Here is a 19,177-nt window from a genome sequence, read left to right on the forward strand (position 1 = left end):
TTTATTATACTTGGCACATAGCACCCGTTTACATACGTAAAGCTAATTCATGCTCGTTGTAAATGTTGGCTTGTTTCCATCTTTCTTAAAAATCCTGCCCACTCTCTCCTGCATATCACCAAAGCTTACTGTATTGTCCGGATCTCTGTTAATAACATCAAGTCCGCGCAAGAAGCTCTTTCGAATGAAATATTCATTACCGCCTTCATGAATTTTACCATTTAAACGGAAATTGTCGTTTTCAAGAGTACACTTTATCCCGATGCGGCTATAGGGATATTCTTTGAAAAAACGGTTTATGCCGCTTCTCAGAATTGCTCCCACAGCACCGGAACCTGTACCGATTATTGATATATTTTCTATAGCATCAACACTGATCATTTGTTCAACCCCTTTTTTCTTAACAGAGTCAATATCGAGAATAAAATATGAAGGCTGCCCGTATTCAATTTCCAGTCCCTTTATCGAGCCATGGATGACCCCTTTTATTTTTCCAATCTTAATTGTGTCGGTGATTTTTCCAAGATCAATATCACTGAATATAATATCACCCCCAATGGTTCTTGAGGACGAAAAAATATTTTTTGCATGAACGTTATTTGCCTCTATGGTGCCGCCAAAGACCTTAAACTCTGTTACACCCTTTGTAACCCATTTGCCGTCTTCATGGGCAATCATGGGGAATTGTGCTTCCATACTGCCCGGCAACTGCATGCCTGTCAGGTCGTTAAGCATTGCGCCAAAATCTAAATTCTCTATTTTTGCAGCAAAATAAAATTTCCTTAAAGGAGAAAGTATGTCAAGGGTTGCACATTGAAGAATCCTCAGCTTCCCGCCATATAAGGGTATCTCAAAATTCTCTGAGACGGCAAAACCATTGTCCGACGAAGTGATGGGAATATTAATGCCTGTTATTTCCAGGATACCCCTTTCAAGTCTTTCAATGAATATTTTACCGGGGACGCTCTGTCCTTCTGAGTGGGGCACCACGGAGGGGTTACTAAGTTTGAACGGAAGGTCAATTGAGATATTGGAGACCTTTAATGATTTTTCGGGTATGCTTATAGATGTAGTATCTGCGCGTATATTGCCGTTAAAAGAATACTTTTCACCTTCAGCTTCAACCCTGAGTGCTGTATTTAACTTACCTGTTATATCCATGTTTTTTAATAACGGATAATTCTCCTGCAAGTAATCGTAGAAAAGAACGGACAGGAATCTCCGGTTGGAAATATCTTTTCCGATAAAAGAGAAATCCCATTTGTTTGTGCCGATGGAGCCTGTATACGTGTACTGGCCTGTATCGAAGAAATTTAATGTACCCTTGAAATCACAATGTTGTTTGCTGCTGAAGGAGATATCCATATCAGATGAGATTTTAATGCGGTCTTTTGTAAAGTCTTTATAATATGTGCCAAAGAGGTATTCGCCCGGAAAAAGCTCGGTGTGCATATTTATACTCGTTTTTTGACTCTCCAGGGGGATGCTGAATTTCAGTACCATTGAGCCTTCCATGCCCTGTGCTGCTTTTGTGCCGTCTGCCGAGCTAAATCCTCCCTTCTGGAACTGAAGAACAGCTTTACCTGAAAGCGCCGGGTCCCTGCCTTTGAAGGTACCTTCCATTTCACTCTTAAGCACACCCTTCCCCTGGATTGACCACTTATCGTCACCTGATTTTTCGATGAATGGCTTTAAGTATGCGAAGAGAGTTTTAAAATCTATGCCTGTTGCATCAATACCGGCCTTCCACGGGAAAGCATCTTTCATGGCGCCTCTGTAATAGCCGCTCAATGTACCAAGCGAAGGCATTTCACACAGAAAACGGTCAATAATGAGTGTTTTTGGTTTTAATTCATAGATCATACTTGTTTTCAATAAAGAGTTCTTGATTTTTGAATTGCCGGCAGCCGTATTCTTTAATATCAGCGAGTCTGCCGATATATCAATACGGGTAACAGCGATACGTTCTTGTTCAAATTTTACGGCAAGATACAGTTTTGCATTCTCCAGAGATGTTGTTTTAAAAACTCCTGAATTTAATGAGATTTCAAGCAGCCCTGTTCCGATAGTATTTGGAAATAAACCGGTAAGGTTCATAGAACCCTTACACTGGCCATGCCCTGTCATGTCGGATGTTTCCTTGCCGGTTATTTCAATCAGCCCCTGAAAAGTAACATTGCCCCCGGTTTCAGGAGAAAATTTCGTAACATCGAGGTTGATTTCTTTAAATTTTAATTCGTAATCAGCAGCTCCAAAAATTAGCTTAAATTCACCTTTCCTAATATTAAGCAAATGAACGGGTGGTATTTTTTTAATGAAAGACAGGTCTGTTTCTGTCTCTTTCTTCTTACCGATCCGTATCTGTATTTTTGGTTCATTCAAAATGATTTTTTCGACTTCACCTTTTATCGCAGCAGAGAACTTGCTTTCAACATTGACATCTTTGCTCACAAATTGAAATCCGTCTTTTCCTGTATTTGCTACCTGCAAATTAGATATTTTTGCCTTCATAAAAGGCGTATAGGCTACATTATCAGCATGGCCTGAAAATCCGTATTTATATTCAAGAAGATAGGTAAGGTGACGAAAAAACAAAGGCGTACGAAGGTAAAGGGCTGCTCCGGCAATAAACAGTAGTATTGCCGGTATGATAAGAAGTAAAGTTTTTCTTCTCAAGATCGGCATTCCGTATTATAGCATGAAGAAATTAATTAACAAAGTCTGAATTCTGCTTTTAAACACACCATTCAGAGCTTGTAATAATAATCCTCTGTTCAAAAATCTTCAGGTCCGGGTGCATAAGTTATACTTTCTTCAGGGTTGATGGGTTACAGCATTTTACCCTTTGCATTAATAAACAATATAGCCGAATAGGTTAAAGTAAGCTATAATACTTTTTATGAAACTCCCCACAGTAAAGCTGCGAGGTATCAGGCAAAGAAACAGGGGAAAAACAGGATTGTGCAGGCATAACGGACCCGGGAAATGTTACAGGAAAAACCCATGAGAATATATTAAGTTATGGAATTATTCAAAGACTCTGACTTTCAGGAAAAAGATTCCCGTAAACCTCTTGCAGACAGGATGAGGCCAAGGAATCTCGATGCCTTTGTCGGCCAGTGGCACATACTCGGGGAAGGGAAGCTCCTCAAGGTTCTCCTTGAAAAAAAAGATGTACCATCTCTAATTTTGTGGGGACCAAGCGGCGTCGGAAAAACAACGATCGGCTGGATTATCGGCAAAGAACTGGATCTTCCCTTTATATCACTAAGCGCAGTAAATATCGGCATTAAAGAAGTCAAAGAAGCTATACAGAAATCAAAACTGCGCAAAATCATTCTATTTATTGATGAGTTTCACAGGTTTAACAAACTCCAGCAGGACACATTCCTCCCCTACGTTGAAAACGGCGACATAATCCTCATCGGCGCAACAACGGAAAACCCCTCTTTTGAAATTATCTCACCCCTCCTGTCGCGGATGAAGGTATTAACATTAAATCCGCTCACTGTCGACGAGATGGTTATTATTATAAAAAGGGCGTTGAAGGAAGATATTGAATTAAAGGCATTTTCCCTGCAGATTGATGAACACATCATAGAAGAGCTTGCCCTTCTGGCAAATGGTGATGCGAGAAAGGCGCTTAATCTCCTGGAAGTATGCTTTAAAATGGTGAAAAAGTCGGGAAAAGGTGAATTGGTTATTGAACACAATGTGCTGAAGGAGGCCTATCAGAAAAATATCGCCGTATATGACAAAAAAGGCGAGATGCATTATGACCTTATCAGCGCATTTCACAAAAGCATGAGAGGCTCTGACCCGGATGCTGCGCTATACTGGCTTGCCCGCATGATCGAAGGCGGCGAAGATCCGTTATATATACTAAGGAGAATGGTGCGGTTCGCATCGGAAGATATAGGCAATGCCGATCCTGATGCATTGATGCTTGTAATTTCGGCAACTGAAGCATTCAAATTCATCGGGCCGCCGGAGGGCTATCTCGCCATTGCACAAGCATGTATATATCTTTCCCTGTGTGAAAAGAGCAACGCTGTCTACACGGCTTACAGCAGGGTGAGCAAGGATGTGAAAAACCTGCCTGAATACCCTGTCCCTCTGCACATAAGAAATGCACCCACAAAGCTTATGGGAGAGTTAGGCTACGGTGACGGCTATCTGTATCCTCACAATTTCGATGATGCAATCGTCAAGCAGTCATATTTTCCTGATGAAATGAAAAACAAAAGATACTATTCTCCAACAGACAGGGGCTACGAAAAGAAACTGAAAACATTTTTGGAAAAAGTGAAACAGGTTTACAGCAAAAGCAAGGGGTAGTATACCCTACTCCCAAAACCCCCTTTTGTGCGCTTTTGCTTCTGCATATGCCTTCAATAGCCTATCGTGATACTTTGCGTTGCGTGAAGTTGTGACTACATGAGCATGTCCGGCTCTTACAATTTCTTCATTCAACATCTTTCCGCTAACCATAAAGACATACCCAAGGAGATTCCCGGTTATATCCCTGGTTTCATCATCGAATTCTATAGTTACGATATCTCCCTTTTTTACGAGGTTTTTCATAAACTTTTCAGCATCAATTCCCATAGAAACAATTGTCACCAAATTTTCTTTACTTGCTACGGCTTCGCTTTTTGCTTTTCTACTGAGTTTGTTTTCAGGGGCATCTATGCCAATGAGCTTTACAAGTTCAGTTTTACCATCATAATTGACCTTAAGAGTGTCGCCATCAACTACGCGAATAATGGTAGCAGTGTTCTGCGCCTTAAGGCAGGTATCCGGCGGCTGAGTATAATCCTCTGCCTGGATTGTATTATCCTGTACCTTGACATCTATATCTTCATTCCGGATTGTATTATCCTGTACCTTGACGTCAACATTTTCAGCCTGAAGGGACAAGTTCATCAAGACAGGAAAAGTAAAAAAGATAATGCAACAACTAATTAATACCATCTGTTTCATTTATAACCACCTTATTCTATTTTGCTTAAATGCCATGCATAACCACACTATATCTCGAACATGGTTATGCCAAATTACGACAATATTATAGCAAAACAATTCGACACAATACAGAGATAAGTGAGATCAGCATGACAGGCAAAACTATTTAAAAAAGATAAAAATTAAGCGCCGCTGAATTTATCTTTTGAGTATACTGCCGTTTTCTGTATAAAATAATATAAGCAACCATGACAGACAAAGCATTCTTGAATCTACTAAAGACATACGAACAGTATCATGTACTTGAATACTATCATTCATTGCCTGCTGAAAAACAAAACCTGTTTTTGAAAAATCTCGAAGGATTGGATATTAATCTCATATTTTCCTTATACAATTCCTTTTCGCAGAAAAAAGATTTTTCATATCATGCTAATGCTATTAAACAGGCTGATATTATTAAAATTCCAAAAACATCCGAGGAAAAAGCTCTTTACAAAAAAGCGCGGGCCTTCGGAGAATCACTGATCCGGGAAGGCAAAGTCGCTGTTTTGATTGTTGCAGGCGGCCAGGGATCAAGGCTTGGCTTTGAAGGACCAAAAGGCACATTTCCGACTACATTGATAAAGAAAAAATCGTTATTTCAGATCTTTGCCGAATCAATAAAAGCCATTACCAAAAAATACAACACTTCCATACCTCTCTTAATCATGACAAGCCAGGAAAACCATGAGGATACAATTGACTTTTTTAAGCTGCATGATTATTTCGGCCTCGAAAAAGATACTATCAGTTTTTTCAGACAAGGAATGATCCCGAGTATTACACCTGAAGGACAACTAATTCTCAAAGACGAAACCCATTTATTCACAAATCCTGACGGACATGGTGGTTCTCTCAAAGCACTTCACGATTCGGGGCTGCTCCGTGATTTGATGAAAAAAGGTTTTACTGAACTATTTTACTGTCAGGTAGACAACCCTCTTGTCAGGATGGCTGACCCTGTTTTTCTGGGCTACCACGCATTATCAAAAGCCCAGGTATCGACAAAGGTTGTCAGACGAACAAATATAGATGAAAAAGTAGGCATCTATTTATCAATAAATGGAAAGGATGCTATTGCCGAGTACAGTGACTTGCCTCCTGAATTTATGGCCGCCCTTGATGTAAACGGAAATATACAATATTGGGCAGGGAACACTGCCATTCACGCATTCTCGCTCGCATTCATTAAACACATAAACCATCATGGATATGCCGTTCCCTATCATTGCGCCCGTAAGACTATTGAGATCACAGATAATAACAATTTATCAATACAGAGGGATACGTGGAAATTTGAAACTTTTGTATTTGATGCAATCCCTCTTGCAGAAAAAACATGCTGCATGGAAGTAGCTCGAGAAAAAGAATTTTCCCCTATCAAGAACAATGATGGAGCTGATTCTCCATACACAGCGTCCATTGCTATGAACAATCTTCACAGGAGCTGGCTGGAAAATGCAGGGGTTAAAGTACCTCCTGCGGCTCAGGTGGAGATAAGTCCGCTTTTCGCGCTGGATAATGAAGAGTTGAAAGAAAAGATAAAAGGAAAAGAACTGCAAATAAGTAAAAATATTTATCTTGGGTAGGTTCTAATTCCATTTCTAAATCAAGGATGAAATGAAGTACCCCGCCTGCAGCTTGCGGGGCAATCAAGGCGGCAAGGAAGAGGCGACGTAGGCGTACTATAACAGTACGTCGGAGGAGCCGATGAAGAAGCCAACGATGATAGCGCCTTCCCCAGAAAATAAATCTCCCTATATATGTTTGTTTGACTTTGTTTCTTTTTCTCACATGTGTGGTAGCCGGTCCGGGTTATAATAATTTCCCCTGCGTGCTCTTTGGCAACACTGTTTTGTCCATATGACCGGCTGAGGTCAGTTTGATTTACGGGGTTTTCACCACCAGTAGGCGTCGACCTTTTTTCCACATTGTGTTATATCGTTTTTATATATTTATGCCGCTTCCTTCAATGTTACCGTAAATCCAAGGCTGGTAAGTCTCTTTAAATAGCTCTTCACAATACGGTCTTTCTTGCGGGTATCAAGGTAATTAGCACCCAGTTCCTTGTAGGGCACTTTGTATTTGAGTATGTGATAGCCCATTATAAGTATCTTATGCCCTACTGCAATGAGCGCCTTTTTCTTTCCCCTTCTTCCTGCGAGACTCTGATATTTGGCCCTGAGATACGTTCCCTTCATCCTCGATGCCACCCATGCGAGCTCTGTAAGGATACTCTTCAAGCACTTATTGCCGTTTGTCGTGGTCCCTGGCTTTTTCTTACCCGCGCTTTCGTTGTTGCCGGGACTCATTCCAGCCCATGATGAAAGGTGCATTTCGCTGGGGAATAGGTTCATGTTTACACCCATCTCTGCGATGATGACGGAAGCACTGTCTTTCACGGGCGGTATGGTCTGAAGAAGTTCATATTCTTCCTTATAGTGAAGATCAATCATTTCCTCAATCTTTTGTTCCAGGTTTGAGAGTATCTCTTCCATTGCCTTTATATGTTTCAGAGATGCCTTTATCATGAATGCATGATGAGTGTCCATATGCCCCGCGAGTGCTTCCTTGAGGTCCTCTTTTTTTCTCCTTAATTTGCCTTTGCTCAATTCAGCCATTTCCTCTGCCTTAAGGTCACCTTTCATCAGCTCTTCGATAATCCTCGTTCCGCTTACCCCGAATATATCCGAGGCAACACAGGAGAGCTTTATATTTGCATCTTCAAGAATCTTTTCGATTCTCTGCTTTTCGGAGGCAACAGACTGAATGAGCTTCCTCTTGTACCTGGTGAGGTCTCTCAATTCCCTTATTTCTTTGGGAGGGATGAAGCTTCCCCTGATCAGCCCGCTTCTTAAGAGTTTACAGAGCCACTCGCTGTCCTTCACATCAGTTTTTCTTCCCGGTACATTCCTGACGTGCCGTGCATTCGCCAATATTACCTTAAAGGTATCTTCCAGTATGTTGAATATGGGCTTCCAGTAGACCCCGGTACTTTCCATGGCTATGTGGGTAATCCGGTTTTCCTTGAGCCAGATCTTGAGCCGCAGAAGATCGTTGGTCATGGTGCTGAAGGTCCGTATCTCCTTTTTTAACCCTGTCCCCATGATGCATGCCACCACTGTGTCCTTGTGCACATCAAGGCCCGCTCCTCTTTCAACGATTATGTCCATGTGATCCCTCCTTATTGGAATGACTACTATGGATATTCTTACTATAGAAAGGAGATATCTGGCGACATTTTCATTCCTTTTTGTGCCGACAAGTCGGCATGTGTGTTTGATTTAGAATTGGAATAACACAGTCTTTCCCATCTTCGAACTTCAAATTTAAAACCGGGATTTCATCCCCCAACTACATGCATTTTCATAAAATTAGTTTTGCCGGAAGAAATTGACGGTGGATGACTCGCCACAATGATTATCCTATCCCCTTTCTTTGCATATCCCAATTTTACCAATAAAGAATCCACTTCATTGATCATTTCATCCGTGCTTTCTATATGCTTTACATAATACGGGCTTACTCCCCAGTATAGAGCCATTTGCCTGACAACCTCCTCTTCAGGCGAAAAGGCAATTAAAGAAGCGTGTGGTTTAAATTTCGATATCAGGCGTGCAGTGAATCCCGATCGCGTAAAAGCCACAATCCAACCGGCGCCCACATCCTCTGCTACGTGCGATACGGCATGAGCAATCGCTTCAGGGAACTCATAAAGCCCGCTATGAATAAATGTGGATGCATGAGCTTTGGTTAAATCTGCCTCTGCGTTCTCGGTATACACAATTATTCTGTTCATAACCTTGAGAGCCTCGATGGGATATTTTCCTGCCGATGTCTCACCGGACAGCATCAAAGCATCTGTCCCGTCTATGACGGCGTTTGCTACATCAGTCGTTTCCGCCCTTGTCGGTCTTGAATGTTGAGTCATGGATTCAAGCATCTGCGTGGCAGTTATTACAAGGCGTCCACTTTTATTGGCCTTCTCTATGAGCATCTTCTGATACATGGGGACTTCTTCCAGGGGCATCTCGACACCCAAATCTCCTCTGGCAACCATTATGCCGTCCACTTCGTTCAGAATGCTGTCAATGTTGTGTATTGCCTCTTCTTTCTCGATTTTCGCTATAATGGGTATATTGGCACCCTTTTTTGAAAGCCACTTCCTCACTGTCGTAACATCAGTTGCGGTTCTCACGAACGACAAAGCCACAAAATCAACACCCTTTTGGATGCCGAACTCAAGGTCTTTTTTATCCTTGTCCATAAACGATCCGGGCTTTATCTTCATATGGGGAAGATTAACCCCTTTGTGCTCTTTCAATACCCCGCCTTCAATAACTTCTGCTGTTAAAAAATCCTTTTCTTTTTTCAATACCTGGAGCTTCATAAGTCCATCGTCAAGAAGTATTGTATCCCCCGGCCTGGCATCATTTACCAGCCATGGATAAGAAACGAATATGTGCTTTTCGTCGCCTGTATCATCACCTGTCATAATGTATACCTGCTCCCCTTTATTCAGGTGTATCTTTCCGCCTTTCAACCCCCCCACCCTTATCTTTATGCCCTGCAAATCCTGAAGGATGGCAACATTCTTTTTAAGTTTTTGTGAGATTTTTCTTATTTTATCAATAATATCGCCGTGAAATGCATGATCGCCATGTGAAAAGTTCAGCCTCGCCACATCCATACCGTTTTCAATCAGCGCTTCCAACTGTTTCTCGCTGCTTGTCACCGGCCCAATGGTGCATACTATTTTAGCTCTTCTCATATATACTCCCTTTTAGCGTTCCTGGTTTTGTCAAAAGTTTATTATCCAAATTGTACTGTTGTTTTATGAACATTGGTTGCTTCCAGGTTTTTTCTTTGACGGTCAACGGCGTGATCGAAATGTCCATCTGCGGCGCTCTGCGGCGCCTTGCGCCCTCCAACATACGCATGTATAGTTTTCGGTCTGCAAGGCTTACAGCCCATCCACATCTGAAGCATTTCTTCCATGCCGTCGCCCACTCAAACCGGATTAGCATCAGCTTTTCAGGTGCAGATGCTATTCCGGAATAAAATAAGCAGAATGTCTTCATTCTTAACTCCCTGTCATAACCATGGGCGAGAGACCGACTTATGGCCGATTGGTTGAATGGCATTGTCAAGTGGTTCATATCCGAATCAACGGATAGGCATAAAGACAGAATCCCAGTAAAAACAGTATGGTCATAGCTATGGATAAGGGACGTCTGAAGCTGAAAAACACGAGCTGCTCGATCGCCCTTATCAACCAGAATAGTGCGATGGATAATAGCAGTACCCGTCCCATGCTGGATGTACCCAGTTCTGATGTGTGAAATAGTGAAATGTAGGCGAATAACAGGAAGCAGAACATCAGACACAGATTCAGCACTTGCATGACAGCGGCATTGATATGTGTCAACCTGGGTAATTCATTCTTCCAATTGAAGAGTTTCCAGAACATAGCATGAAAAACCAGAAATCCCATGTTGTAGAACCCGCCGATCTTGATCACGGTGTAAGGATCCATATCTATAGTCCTCCTTCATATAATATCGAGATCAGCCCAAGCCGGATTTTTCGTCGATTGGCTGCATTGGCTCATTTGATGCTTTCCTTCCTCCAAACAGAGCCAACTCAAAAACCTTGAAAAAACAATCCACATCCTGAAAGCCTATATCGCGAAGCCATTGGCATTGTGTTTCAACCGGGGCAAGAATGTTTTCCGTCTTGTCGGGTCGCTGATAATAGGCTTCTTCGATCTCCTGCCTTATTTTATCCGGAACAGTGTCTCTATGGAAACACAATAAATGGTCAACGAAGAAGTTGTCAAAAAGCGCACCTACTGAAAGTGTTGCTGAACTGACGTGTTCGAGGTTTAAGAAAACACCACCTTTGCTCAGAAGCCCGTAAATTTCGGCATATAGCTCCTTCTTTCGATCATCTGGTTGGTGGTGTATGGCAAAACCCGATACAATGATATCAAAAGGCTTTTCGGCCTTAAAGCTTTTTGTCCAGGCAGGGTTTGCGAAATCTGCCTTGATGACGGTTGTCTGTTGATTGCCAACGATCTGTCTCCGTAACGCTTCCAGCATAGGTTCCGAAAAATCAGCAAAAATCATATGCGCTGTGGGGTGTGCATCGAGTAGCATACGACCGAGCGCACCATCCCCACACCCAAGGTCCAAAATCTTGGATGGCAGTGGACACCACATGCTTACAATCTTGCTGAGCACTTCTAATTGGAAATTTGCCGCTGGGATAGCCCCTCGAACTCCCTCTAAAAAGGTCTGTGCAAGCTCCTTTGTTTGCCATTTGCTATGCTGATCATTCATTCCTATTACTCATTCAATAAAGAGGTCAACCAGAGGCCACTTCATGGCCGATTAGCTTCAACGGCTTGTTGGCCCTTATTTTGTTGTTCCTTCAACAAGTGTTCCATTAATGAACTTATGAATAATGCTTGATACATATGTCTGATACGGCAAGCCTTCTTTTACAGCCTTTCTTTGGAGCTCTATAAGGTCTCGTTCAGAAATGCGTATATTCAGTCTTTTGTCCTTTCTCAAAGTACTGCGAGTATACTCTGCCAACTCTTTTTTTCTTTTTGAAAGGTCAGTAACAGGAACCCACTCACCTTTCTCAAAGCTGTCCAGTATTTCCTTCTCTTCTTTTGTTGGTTTAGTTTTCATGTTTTTCTACAAAATATAGCAGCGTAGCCTTCCTGCTCGGGATAATATGATTTGGTGTTTTCATAAACGTCATTATCTTAGAACCAAAAGGAGAAGCTTGACTTTATTTGCCTAAAGGTATTGCTTCGTTGGGCAAGTTTTTCTGTTGTTTTTTCCATGTAAACGAAAACCTCTGTTAACAAAAGTTACTTAGTTTTTAGGGAACGTCACTTTAACCCCCCCGGGATTCTTTGGACCGTCTTTTGATTGTTTCACTGACTGAGTATTCTATTTGAGGTTCATGCACGGCAGGATAGGTGTCCATCCAAGATAAATCTTTTCCTATCACAAGTTCCTCCATCGCTGTATGGTGGGTATTGGTCATTGGTATAAGGCGCATTTGAAATCCATGATCCCGAGCCATTTTTTTGACTTCATCGGCGTTATCATAAGTCATGAGAAAATCGCCTTTAAGTGATTTGCACGTTTTAAACAACAGTTGGTGGTCAAGATCGTAATGGTTATATAGCCTCTTCCCCGCTTTTTTTCCTCCAGCAGTATACGGTGGGTCTATAAAAAAGACGGAATCATCGCGGTCGTAATATTCCTTCATTACCTTCAAACCATCATCGTGCCGGAATTCTATCTTACTGACGATGTTGCCTATGTTCAAAAGGCGTTTGGCAATGGTTCCGGGGTACCACCGTGAATGAATTCCCTTTCCGTTTTCTCCATGTTTAAGGAGGCCAGCTCCTTCCGCAAGAATCCCTCCGTGAAAAGTTCGGTTTTTCAAAATAGTCTGGAAAGCCCGTTCTTTTTGTGAATTGGGAACCTTATTAATTTCATTTACCACGGCATCTTTTGTTAGATCGAAGGTGATAATACGTTCCGCAAGCCATGTGGCACTTCCTTGGGTAATAGATTCCCAGACCGCCGCAATCTCATCGTCAAGTTCAGCCATAACAACGCGTTGAACCAAGTTCTCAAAAAGAGCGGTGAGGCTGATAATTCCACCACCCGTGAAAGGCTCAATTAGGATTCTTGGTTTCTGGCACATGCCTGCAATCCAATTTCTGAATGTAGGCACAAACCAGGTTTTTCCGCCGGGATAACGAAAGGGACTGCGTTGAGGAACAGAGGCTACGTTCACCGCTTTCAGCGCTTCCACTCTCTCGACCAACTCAGGGAATAACGATGATTGTCTTTGCATAGCCATATCAGAATGGTTTTTCAATCGTGTTGTTTGTTGGTGGAGTCTTAATCTGGTCATCAAGTTTTTCTTGGAGTAGTTTTATAAAGTCGTCAATTCTTCCAGGCGATGGTTGTGTAATAGAGATAAGGGCAGGCTCAAACTCGGTGAAGACCTCGTCTACTTTCTTTAGCGAATACTGGCCAGATTCATTACTTTTTTCTTCAATCAGTTCCAGATCGTAGATAAACCATGCAATATCTGCTTTTGATTTCGATACTGTCTTTAGGTTGGGCAAAGTGTTGAAGAAACTCTTGTTTAACGCAACAGCCATCTTCTTCTGCCAGGTATGAAGAATACCTCCTTTAAAAAGAAGCTGCGGAGCAAGTCTTTTTCTGGAAGATGAAAGATAGTCGGGACGGGGGTAATTTGGCTCTTTAGACCAATCCATAGAAGATCGGCTCTCAGGGTCCTCCATGAAGTGTTTAAATGGTTCGCGGACATTGCCCGAGATATAGACAGCCTGTATTTCAAGGGAGCCAAAATCGTACACCCTTCCTTTATCATCATAGGCAACAAGCACAACGTCGATGTTTCCGGCTGATTTTCCAAAGGAATCGTTTAAACGAACCTCTGTTAGAGAACTCCACGTTGTGCCTTCTTTAAAAAAGAACGAAGCAGCGTCATCTGCTATGATCCATTCTTCTCGAAATCTGATTGGGCAAGTGATTACAGGCTTACTTTCATGGTAAATACTGCAAACCCCCAAGGGGTCTTTTGCCTTATCCTTGGTACAATTAGGAACCTTGTTATTAAAAGGGCAGAGCCTGTGGGAACGGTATCTATTGGCTTTTTCTGTGTGGTCAGTTGTTAAATGGCCAAATACCTCTGCCAATGGGTGTTCTGTGTTTGCCACGTTTACGATCCCCCTATGTAAATTCTCATTATATTCTTGTTCTAATTATAGACAAACCGGGCATTTTTTGCATCTAAATTCGTGAGCGGAATAAATACCTGGTGCCGGAAATATTCAAAATACCTATATATTTTTCGGGTCCAACAAAAAGTTGAGCCAGAGGCAACGTCTTTTGTGGCCGATTGACTGCGACGATTCGATAGTGTTTTGATTTCATTCCTCTATATCTCCGTATCCGGTTCATAACCACTGAAATACCAACCTATTTCTCGCGCGGAGATTGTAGTACGACTCCTAGGACTTGAAGTCATTGCCCTTCGTAAGCAAACCTCAAGGTTAGAAACACAAGGATGCGGTGCAGCCCACTGCAATTCGTTATATGCTCTTGGCATTTCCGGCACTATTGTTCCTTCCGGGTGATACTGAAATAACTCGTAACATCGGTAGCGGAGAAGGGCTTTCACCTCTGGGTGGGTGTCTGTGAGCTTGGAGAGAAATGACGGTAACAAGAAGATATTTGCCAGATTGGTATACGCTGTGATATTTGCGGATTGCCCCCACACATGATTAAACTGAATATCCTTGTATTGGCTACGGCGAATGCCATGTGCCCAAATGAAGGCATTGGTTGGGGTCAAGTTATCGTCCTGCAACGCTCTGACACCCCCACCAAGGTCAACAATTTGACCACGTGCAGCGTTGTTCTGTGTGCGCACGACACAAAACAGGTGGCGTGTATTGGTGGCATGTACCACGTCTGGATGTGCAAACATTGTCAAGCAGGCAATGGCTTGCTCAAGAGTGCGATATGACGACTCTTCAATTACAGTCTTCAATGCTTCCTGACCATTATACGAGAATTCAATTAGCTGCTTCATCTTTTCTCTGCCGAACATTTAAAATACCAATATACTTTTTCCTTAAATCTAATAACATGCTTAAGACAAAAAACCCTCAAAATGTTGCTGTTTTGAAGATAGATTGACAAATTGATTAATAGTATTTGCTGATATTACCTGATATTTGCCAGGTTGGTATAATATAGGTATTTCTACAAATGACCAAAGCAATTCATAATATACCGTTTGAATTTTATTGATCCGCTGTCTCATGTAAACCCTTTAACTGAAATGATAATGTGTTTACATGGTGTTGATCCCCCATCCCAGCCTTTTGATATTATTACCAAAATCTATTTGCTTTTCAAGGAAATAATTGTAATGCAGTGAATAGTCGTTAGTGAATAGTGAATAGTTGAAAAACCCATGCGTCATTCACTGCCTTTTTCTTACTTCATGGCTTGACCCGTTTCACAAGTCCTTTTATCTTTTCTACTGTTCACTATCTACTGTTCACTATGTCCCGCATTAAGCGGGATTAAAACTTGCACTGTCTTCACACTTGTGGTGGTCTTTTCTTGCCGTATGGGGTTATAAACATCTGTTGTTGCACAAAATTACAGAAAACCTGTAGTTCATAGAGATATTTTTCAACATCTTCCCGTATATAGGTTCCAATACCCTTTTCAAAATCTGTTTTTATTGATGCAATACTTTTAACCTGTTTCATTACAGGTATTGGTTTTGTTTTAGTCGGTTCAGGTTTGACTTTTTTGTATGCGGTGAGCTTGCTCTCTAAAGTAATATAAGTCACTGGTGTCTTCATAATGTCGTTAAATATCTTCATAAGATCAGGACATTCAAGGTTTGCGGCGAAGAGATACCCCTGGGAAACAGGGAGATTTCCTGATCTGATTTCGGCCTGAATTTCAGGAGAAAGTTTTAAAAGAGATAGTCCGTTGAACAGCGTCTTTGTTGACTTTCCGGAGATTTCTAATATCTCAGCAACATTTGCTGAGAACCCCTCTGTAATATAGTCGGACGATCTCATTACGCTGACCAAATCATTCATCACCCCATCCACGTCATAATTTTTATCGGGAAATTTTGCTTGGATATACGCCAATATCCCTTTTGCCTGATCTATTGGATTGAGATCTTCCCTCTGGAGATTTTCTGTCAATTGCAAGGCAAGTATCTCCTCTCTTTGAGTTATTGCATCCACAACCCGAACAGGAATAGATGGGATTTCCAGTTTCTGAGCGGCAAGGTAACGGCGTTCTCCGCAGAGAAGGAGATATTTACCATCTTTTGGTGTTACAAGGACAGGCTCCAGAACACCCCGGTCTTTGATAGATTCCATGAGTGCCTTGAAGGAATCACTCTCCGTATCGATCCCTGAACGAACCTGTTCTTCCACTATAATGCTTTCCAGAGGCAGGTACATAAATTCCGGACTTTCTACTGTTTTCTTTGTTGCCATAATATTCCCCCTTTTTGAAATTCAGTGAATAGTCGTTAGTGAATAGTGAATAGTCATACCCTGTGTCTTTCCTTCTTTACTATTCACTATCTACTATTCACTATTCACTGCCTTTAATCCTCCGTGATGTTGTTCCTTATTTTAAACATTTGGAAAAAACGTGTCAATATGTTTCCATTTTTTCTACGGAGCACATGGGCAATCCTGTACTTCTTGTGTCAATAAATCCATTGACAGAAAACAAAACGATCTGATACTGTTATTAAGCAAAGAGAGCCGATTTAATGGCAAATTCAGATAATTGTGAATTAGGAAAAATTGCTGATTATTTGCTATTCCGGATGATCCCGAGTTAACCTTGAGAGATAACACGATATGATAATAGAAGCGATTGGCATCATACATACACCATACAAGACGAAGGAAGAATGCCCTATTCAACCGCTTTACGCCCCTGACTCCCCTGGACAGGTTGAGGTATTCGGAGAATATGAGCAAGGTTTGAAGGACATTGAAGGATTCTCTCACGTGTATCTGATCTACTTTTTTGACCGATCCGGCAGGATTGAGATGGTGCGTCCCACCTTTCTGGACGATGAACCGCACGGCATCTATGCATCACGGCATCCTTGCAGGCCGAATAGTATAGGGTTATCAATCGTAAAACTGGTCCGGCGCGAAGGGAATGTCCTTATAATTGAAGGCGCTGACATGCTGGATAAAACACCTCTTCTGGACATAAAACCTTATGCTCCAAGATTTGATGCTATAAGCACTGCATCCGAAGGATGGATGGCCGGCAAAAAATGGCGGCCCAAACCTGAAGGCAGTGAATGACTAAGGGGGTTACGCTACATCACTGAGACAGGCAATGCCCTTCCAGCGCTTCCTTGCCTTTTCCTGAACTCTGTCCAAATCGTCGTCAGTCATTTCAAGCATTGCTTCGCCTGCAATTTTCCTTGCTTGTAACATGATATTAACATCGCGTACAATATCCCCTACCCTGAAATCCGGCAGACCGGCCTGTCTCACGCCAAGCATGTCACCGGGTCCCCGGAGTTTCATATCTTCTTCTGCAATTATAAATCCATCCGTTGTCTCTTCCATGGCCCTTAGTCTTTTCGCAGCCGGTGCTGTCCTTTTTGCAGATGTGATTAAAATGCATTTTGACGGATATTTCCCCCTGCCTACCCTGCCCCTCAATTGATGGAGCTGGGAAAGGCCGAATCGTTCAGCGTTTTCTATGATAATTATTGTTGCATTAGGCACATCTATGCCGACTTCTATAACCGTTGTGCAAACCAGCACATCAGTCTCTCTGTCTTTGAACCTCGCCATTATCCCTTCTTTTTCTTCAGGTTTCATCCTGCCATGGAGAAGTCCTACACGGTATGAAGGAAAAACCGATGTTTGCAGATAAGCTGCCATCTCCTTTGCATTCAAAAGGTCAATCTTGTCCGATTCCTCAATCAGAGGGCATACAACATATGCCTGGCGGCCCTTCTTCAGTTCATCTTCCACCATCTTATAAACAGCAGCCTTATCTTTATCCTGAAGCGCCTTCGTACTTATTTTCTGCCTGTCTTTCGGCATTTCATCAATAATGGAGACGTCAAGATCCCCATATATAACCATGGAAAGCGTTCTCGGAATCGGTGTTGCCGTCATAACAAGTGCATCAGGGGTAGAATCAGTTTTTAATGTTGAATGTTGGATATTGAGTTGAAAATCTTCCTCCTCCGACTCCTGGCTCCTGATCTCTGACCCCTTTTCCTTCAATAGTTTCCTCTGAATAACTCCGAATCTATGCTGTTCATCTATTATGACCAATCCAAGTTTTTTAAAAACAACATCTTTTTGAATAATGGCATGGGTTCCTATTATCACCCTGGTTTTTCCGTTTTTTATTCCTTCCAGAATATGTTTTCTATCGCTGCCCATATTACCCCTTAAAAAGACGAGAGATATTCCCATCTCATCAAAATATTTATGCATTGTGAGGTAATGTTGTTCGGCAAGGATTTCAGTAGGCGCCATAAGCGCCACCTGATAATTGTTATCAACGGCAACCAATGAAGCCATAACAGCACAAATAGTCTTTCCGCTGCCCACATCACCTTGCAGGAGCCTGTTCATGGGCACACCCTGACCCATATCATTCTCGATTTCTTTTATCACCCTCTCCTGCGCATACGTCAATTTAAAGGGCAAATTGGCTTTAAATCTCCGATAGTATGCATCGGCAGGTTTAAACCTTATTCCCCTGTTCTTTTTTACCTCCTCCTTCTTTATTAAAAGCGCAAGCTGAAAAAGGAAATATTCTTCAAATATAAGACGGTGGAGATATCCTTGTATCCCTGAACCTTCAATATTCGTGTACTTTAAATCATCTTTCTCCGGAAAATGGATCTTCAGAAAGGCGTTATAAAGGGGGGCAAGTTTGTGATGTTCTTCAATACTTTCAGGAACAACGCTTTCAATACATATTCCATAGTCTTCAAAAGCCTTTTTCATGAGTGTTCTCAGAGTACCCTGCTTCAATCCATCTATTTCTGAATATATGGGGGCTATTGTTTTACGGTCCTCTGCTTCGTTTTCATCTCCAAGGATGTGAATTTCCGGGTGTACCATCTGGAACCTGTCACCGAACTTCGTTATCTCGCCGGATAAAAGGAGCAAATTTCCTTTTTTACAGATCTGTTTCAGATATTCTCCTACCCATTGAAACCACTTGATGGAAATACTGCCGGTTTCATCCTCTACAATCGCTTCGTACGCCTTCTTGCGGGAATGACGAAAAAATAACGACCTTGATGCCGCAACCTTTGCAACGATTGAAGCTCTTTCACCTACCGTCAGTTCGCCTATGGTCTTTATAACGCTCCTGTCCATATACCTGACCGGTAAAAACCAGAACAAATCTTCAATGGTTTTAATGCCCTTCCCTTCCAGCATCACCGCAATTTTCGGGCCCACACCTTTCAATTCAATAATAGGAGTTAATAGTTGGTCTTTTTTCTTTTCCATTTGTGAGTTTTTATATTACAATATTTATGTTTCTTTTTG

At 42.0% G+C, this 19,177-nt stretch carries 16 protein-coding genes; 3 read left to right on the forward strand and 13 right to left on the reverse strand.

All coding sequences use genetic code 11. The features are described from left to right. Positions 1 to 42: 42 nt before the first annotated feature. The gene (locus NT010_16000; protein MCX5807543.1) at positions 43 to 2,676 is read right to left on the reverse strand and encodes a hypothetical protein; all 2,634 of its coding nucleotides are present in this window, start codon (positions 2,674 to 2,676) and stop codon (positions 43 to 45) included. Between the two features lie 345 nt (positions 2,677 to 3,021). Between NT010_16000 and NT010_16005 the strand changes: the two genes are divergently transcribed. Continuing rightward, entirely contained in the window at positions 3,022 to 4,338 is a 1,317-nt protein-coding gene (locus NT010_16005; protein MCX5807544.1) for a replication-associated recombination protein A, read from the forward strand. 6 nt (positions 4,339 to 4,344) lie between these two features. Here NT010_16005 and NT010_16010 read toward each other — a convergent pair whose 3' ends face one another. After that, the gene (locus NT010_16010) at positions 4,345 to 4,983 is read right to left on the reverse strand and encodes a thermonuclease family protein (protein ID MCX5807545.1); all 639 of its coding nucleotides are present in this window, start codon (positions 4,981 to 4,983) and stop codon (positions 4,345 to 4,347) included. Between the two features lie 230 nt (positions 4,984 to 5,213). Between NT010_16010 and NT010_16015 the strand changes: the two genes are divergently transcribed. Beyond that, on the forward strand, positions 5,214 to 6,596 hold the full coding sequence (locus tag NT010_16015) for a UDPGP type 1 family protein (protein MCX5807546.1): 1,383 nt from the start codon (positions 5,214 to 5,216) through the stop codon (positions 6,594 to 6,596). 366 nt (positions 6,597 to 6,962) lie between these two features. Here NT010_16015 and NT010_16020 read toward each other — a convergent pair whose 3' ends face one another. From NT010_16020 to NT010_16065, 10 genes are all read right to left on the reverse strand, one after another. Then, complete coding sequence (locus NT010_16020; GenBank protein MCX5807547.1) at positions 6,963 to 8,180, reverse strand: IS110 family transposase; 1,218 nt, start codon at positions 8,178 to 8,180, stop codon at positions 6,963 to 6,965. A 170-nt stretch (positions 8,181 to 8,350) separates the two neighbouring features. Next, a complete protein-coding gene (gene pyk / locus NT010_16025) occupies positions 8,351 to 9,778 on the reverse strand; it encodes a pyruvate kinase (GenBank protein MCX5807548.1) in 1,428 nt (475 codons plus the stop codon). Further along, entirely contained in the window at positions 9,765 to 10,088 is a 324-nt protein-coding gene (locus NT010_16030) for a hypothetical protein (protein ID MCX5807549.1), read from the reverse strand. The genes pyk and NT010_16030 overlap by 14 nt, the downstream gene beginning before the upstream one ends. Positions 10,089 to 10,162: 74 nt before the next feature. Beyond that, positions 10,163 to 10,543 carry a hypothetical protein gene (locus NT010_16035; GenBank protein MCX5807550.1) on the reverse strand — a complete coding sequence of 127 codons (381 nt, stop codon included), beginning with the start codon at positions 10,541 to 10,543 and terminating at the stop codon, positions 10,163 to 10,165. 31 nt (positions 10,544 to 10,574) lie between these two features. After that, positions 10,575 to 11,348: a class I SAM-dependent methyltransferase gene (locus tag NT010_16040; protein MCX5807551.1), complete on the reverse strand. Its 774-nt coding sequence runs from the start codon at positions 11,346 to 11,348 to the stop codon at positions 10,575 to 10,577. Positions 11,349 to 11,423: 75 nt separating this feature from the next. Further along, the gene (locus NT010_16045; protein ID MCX5807552.1) at positions 11,424 to 11,705 is read right to left on the reverse strand and encodes an antitoxin; all 282 of its coding nucleotides are present in this window, start codon (positions 11,703 to 11,705) and stop codon (positions 11,424 to 11,426) included. A gap of 211 nt (positions 11,706 to 11,916) precedes the next feature. Continuing rightward, the gene (locus tag NT010_16050; protein ID MCX5807553.1) at positions 11,917 to 12,894 is read right to left on the reverse strand and encodes a DNA adenine methylase; all 978 of its coding nucleotides are present in this window, start codon (positions 12,892 to 12,894) and stop codon (positions 11,917 to 11,919) included. 7 nt (positions 12,895 to 12,901) lie between these two features. After that, complete coding sequence (locus NT010_16055; GenBank protein ID MCX5807554.1) at positions 12,902 to 13,789, reverse strand: NotI family restriction endonuclease; 888 nt, start codon at positions 13,787 to 13,789, stop codon at positions 12,902 to 12,904. Positions 13,790 to 14,010: 221 nt separating this feature from the next. Then, a complete protein-coding gene (locus NT010_16060) occupies positions 14,011 to 14,667 on the reverse strand; it encodes a hypothetical protein (protein ID MCX5807555.1) in 657 nt (218 codons plus the stop codon). Between the two features lie 517 nt (positions 14,668 to 15,184). Continuing rightward, on the reverse strand, positions 15,185 to 16,111 hold the full coding sequence (locus NT010_16065) for a ParB/RepB/Spo0J family partition protein (GenBank protein ID MCX5807556.1): 927 nt from the start codon (positions 16,109 to 16,111) through the stop codon (positions 15,185 to 15,187). A 375-nt stretch (positions 16,112 to 16,486) separates the two neighbouring features. Here NT010_16065 and tsaA point away from each other — a divergent pair, with 375 nt between their 5' ends. Next, complete coding sequence (tsaA, locus tag NT010_16070) at positions 16,487 to 16,948, forward strand: tRNA (N6-threonylcarbamoyladenosine(37)-N6)-methyltransferase TrmO (GenBank protein MCX5807557.1); 462 nt, start codon at positions 16,487 to 16,489, stop codon at positions 16,946 to 16,948. Between the two features lie 9 nt (positions 16,949 to 16,957). On the opposite strand, the gene recG is transcribed toward tsaA, so the two are convergent. Then, entirely contained in the window at positions 16,958 to 19,138 is a 2,181-nt protein-coding gene (gene recG / locus NT010_16075) for an ATP-dependent DNA helicase RecG (protein MCX5807558.1), read from the reverse strand. Between the last annotated feature and the right edge of the window lie 39 nt (positions 19,139 to 19,177).

Source organism: Pseudomonadota bacterium (assembly GCA_026388275.1).
GTDB lineage: Bacteria > Desulfobacterota > Syntrophorhabdia > Syntrophorhabdales > Syntrophorhabdaceae > JAPLKB01.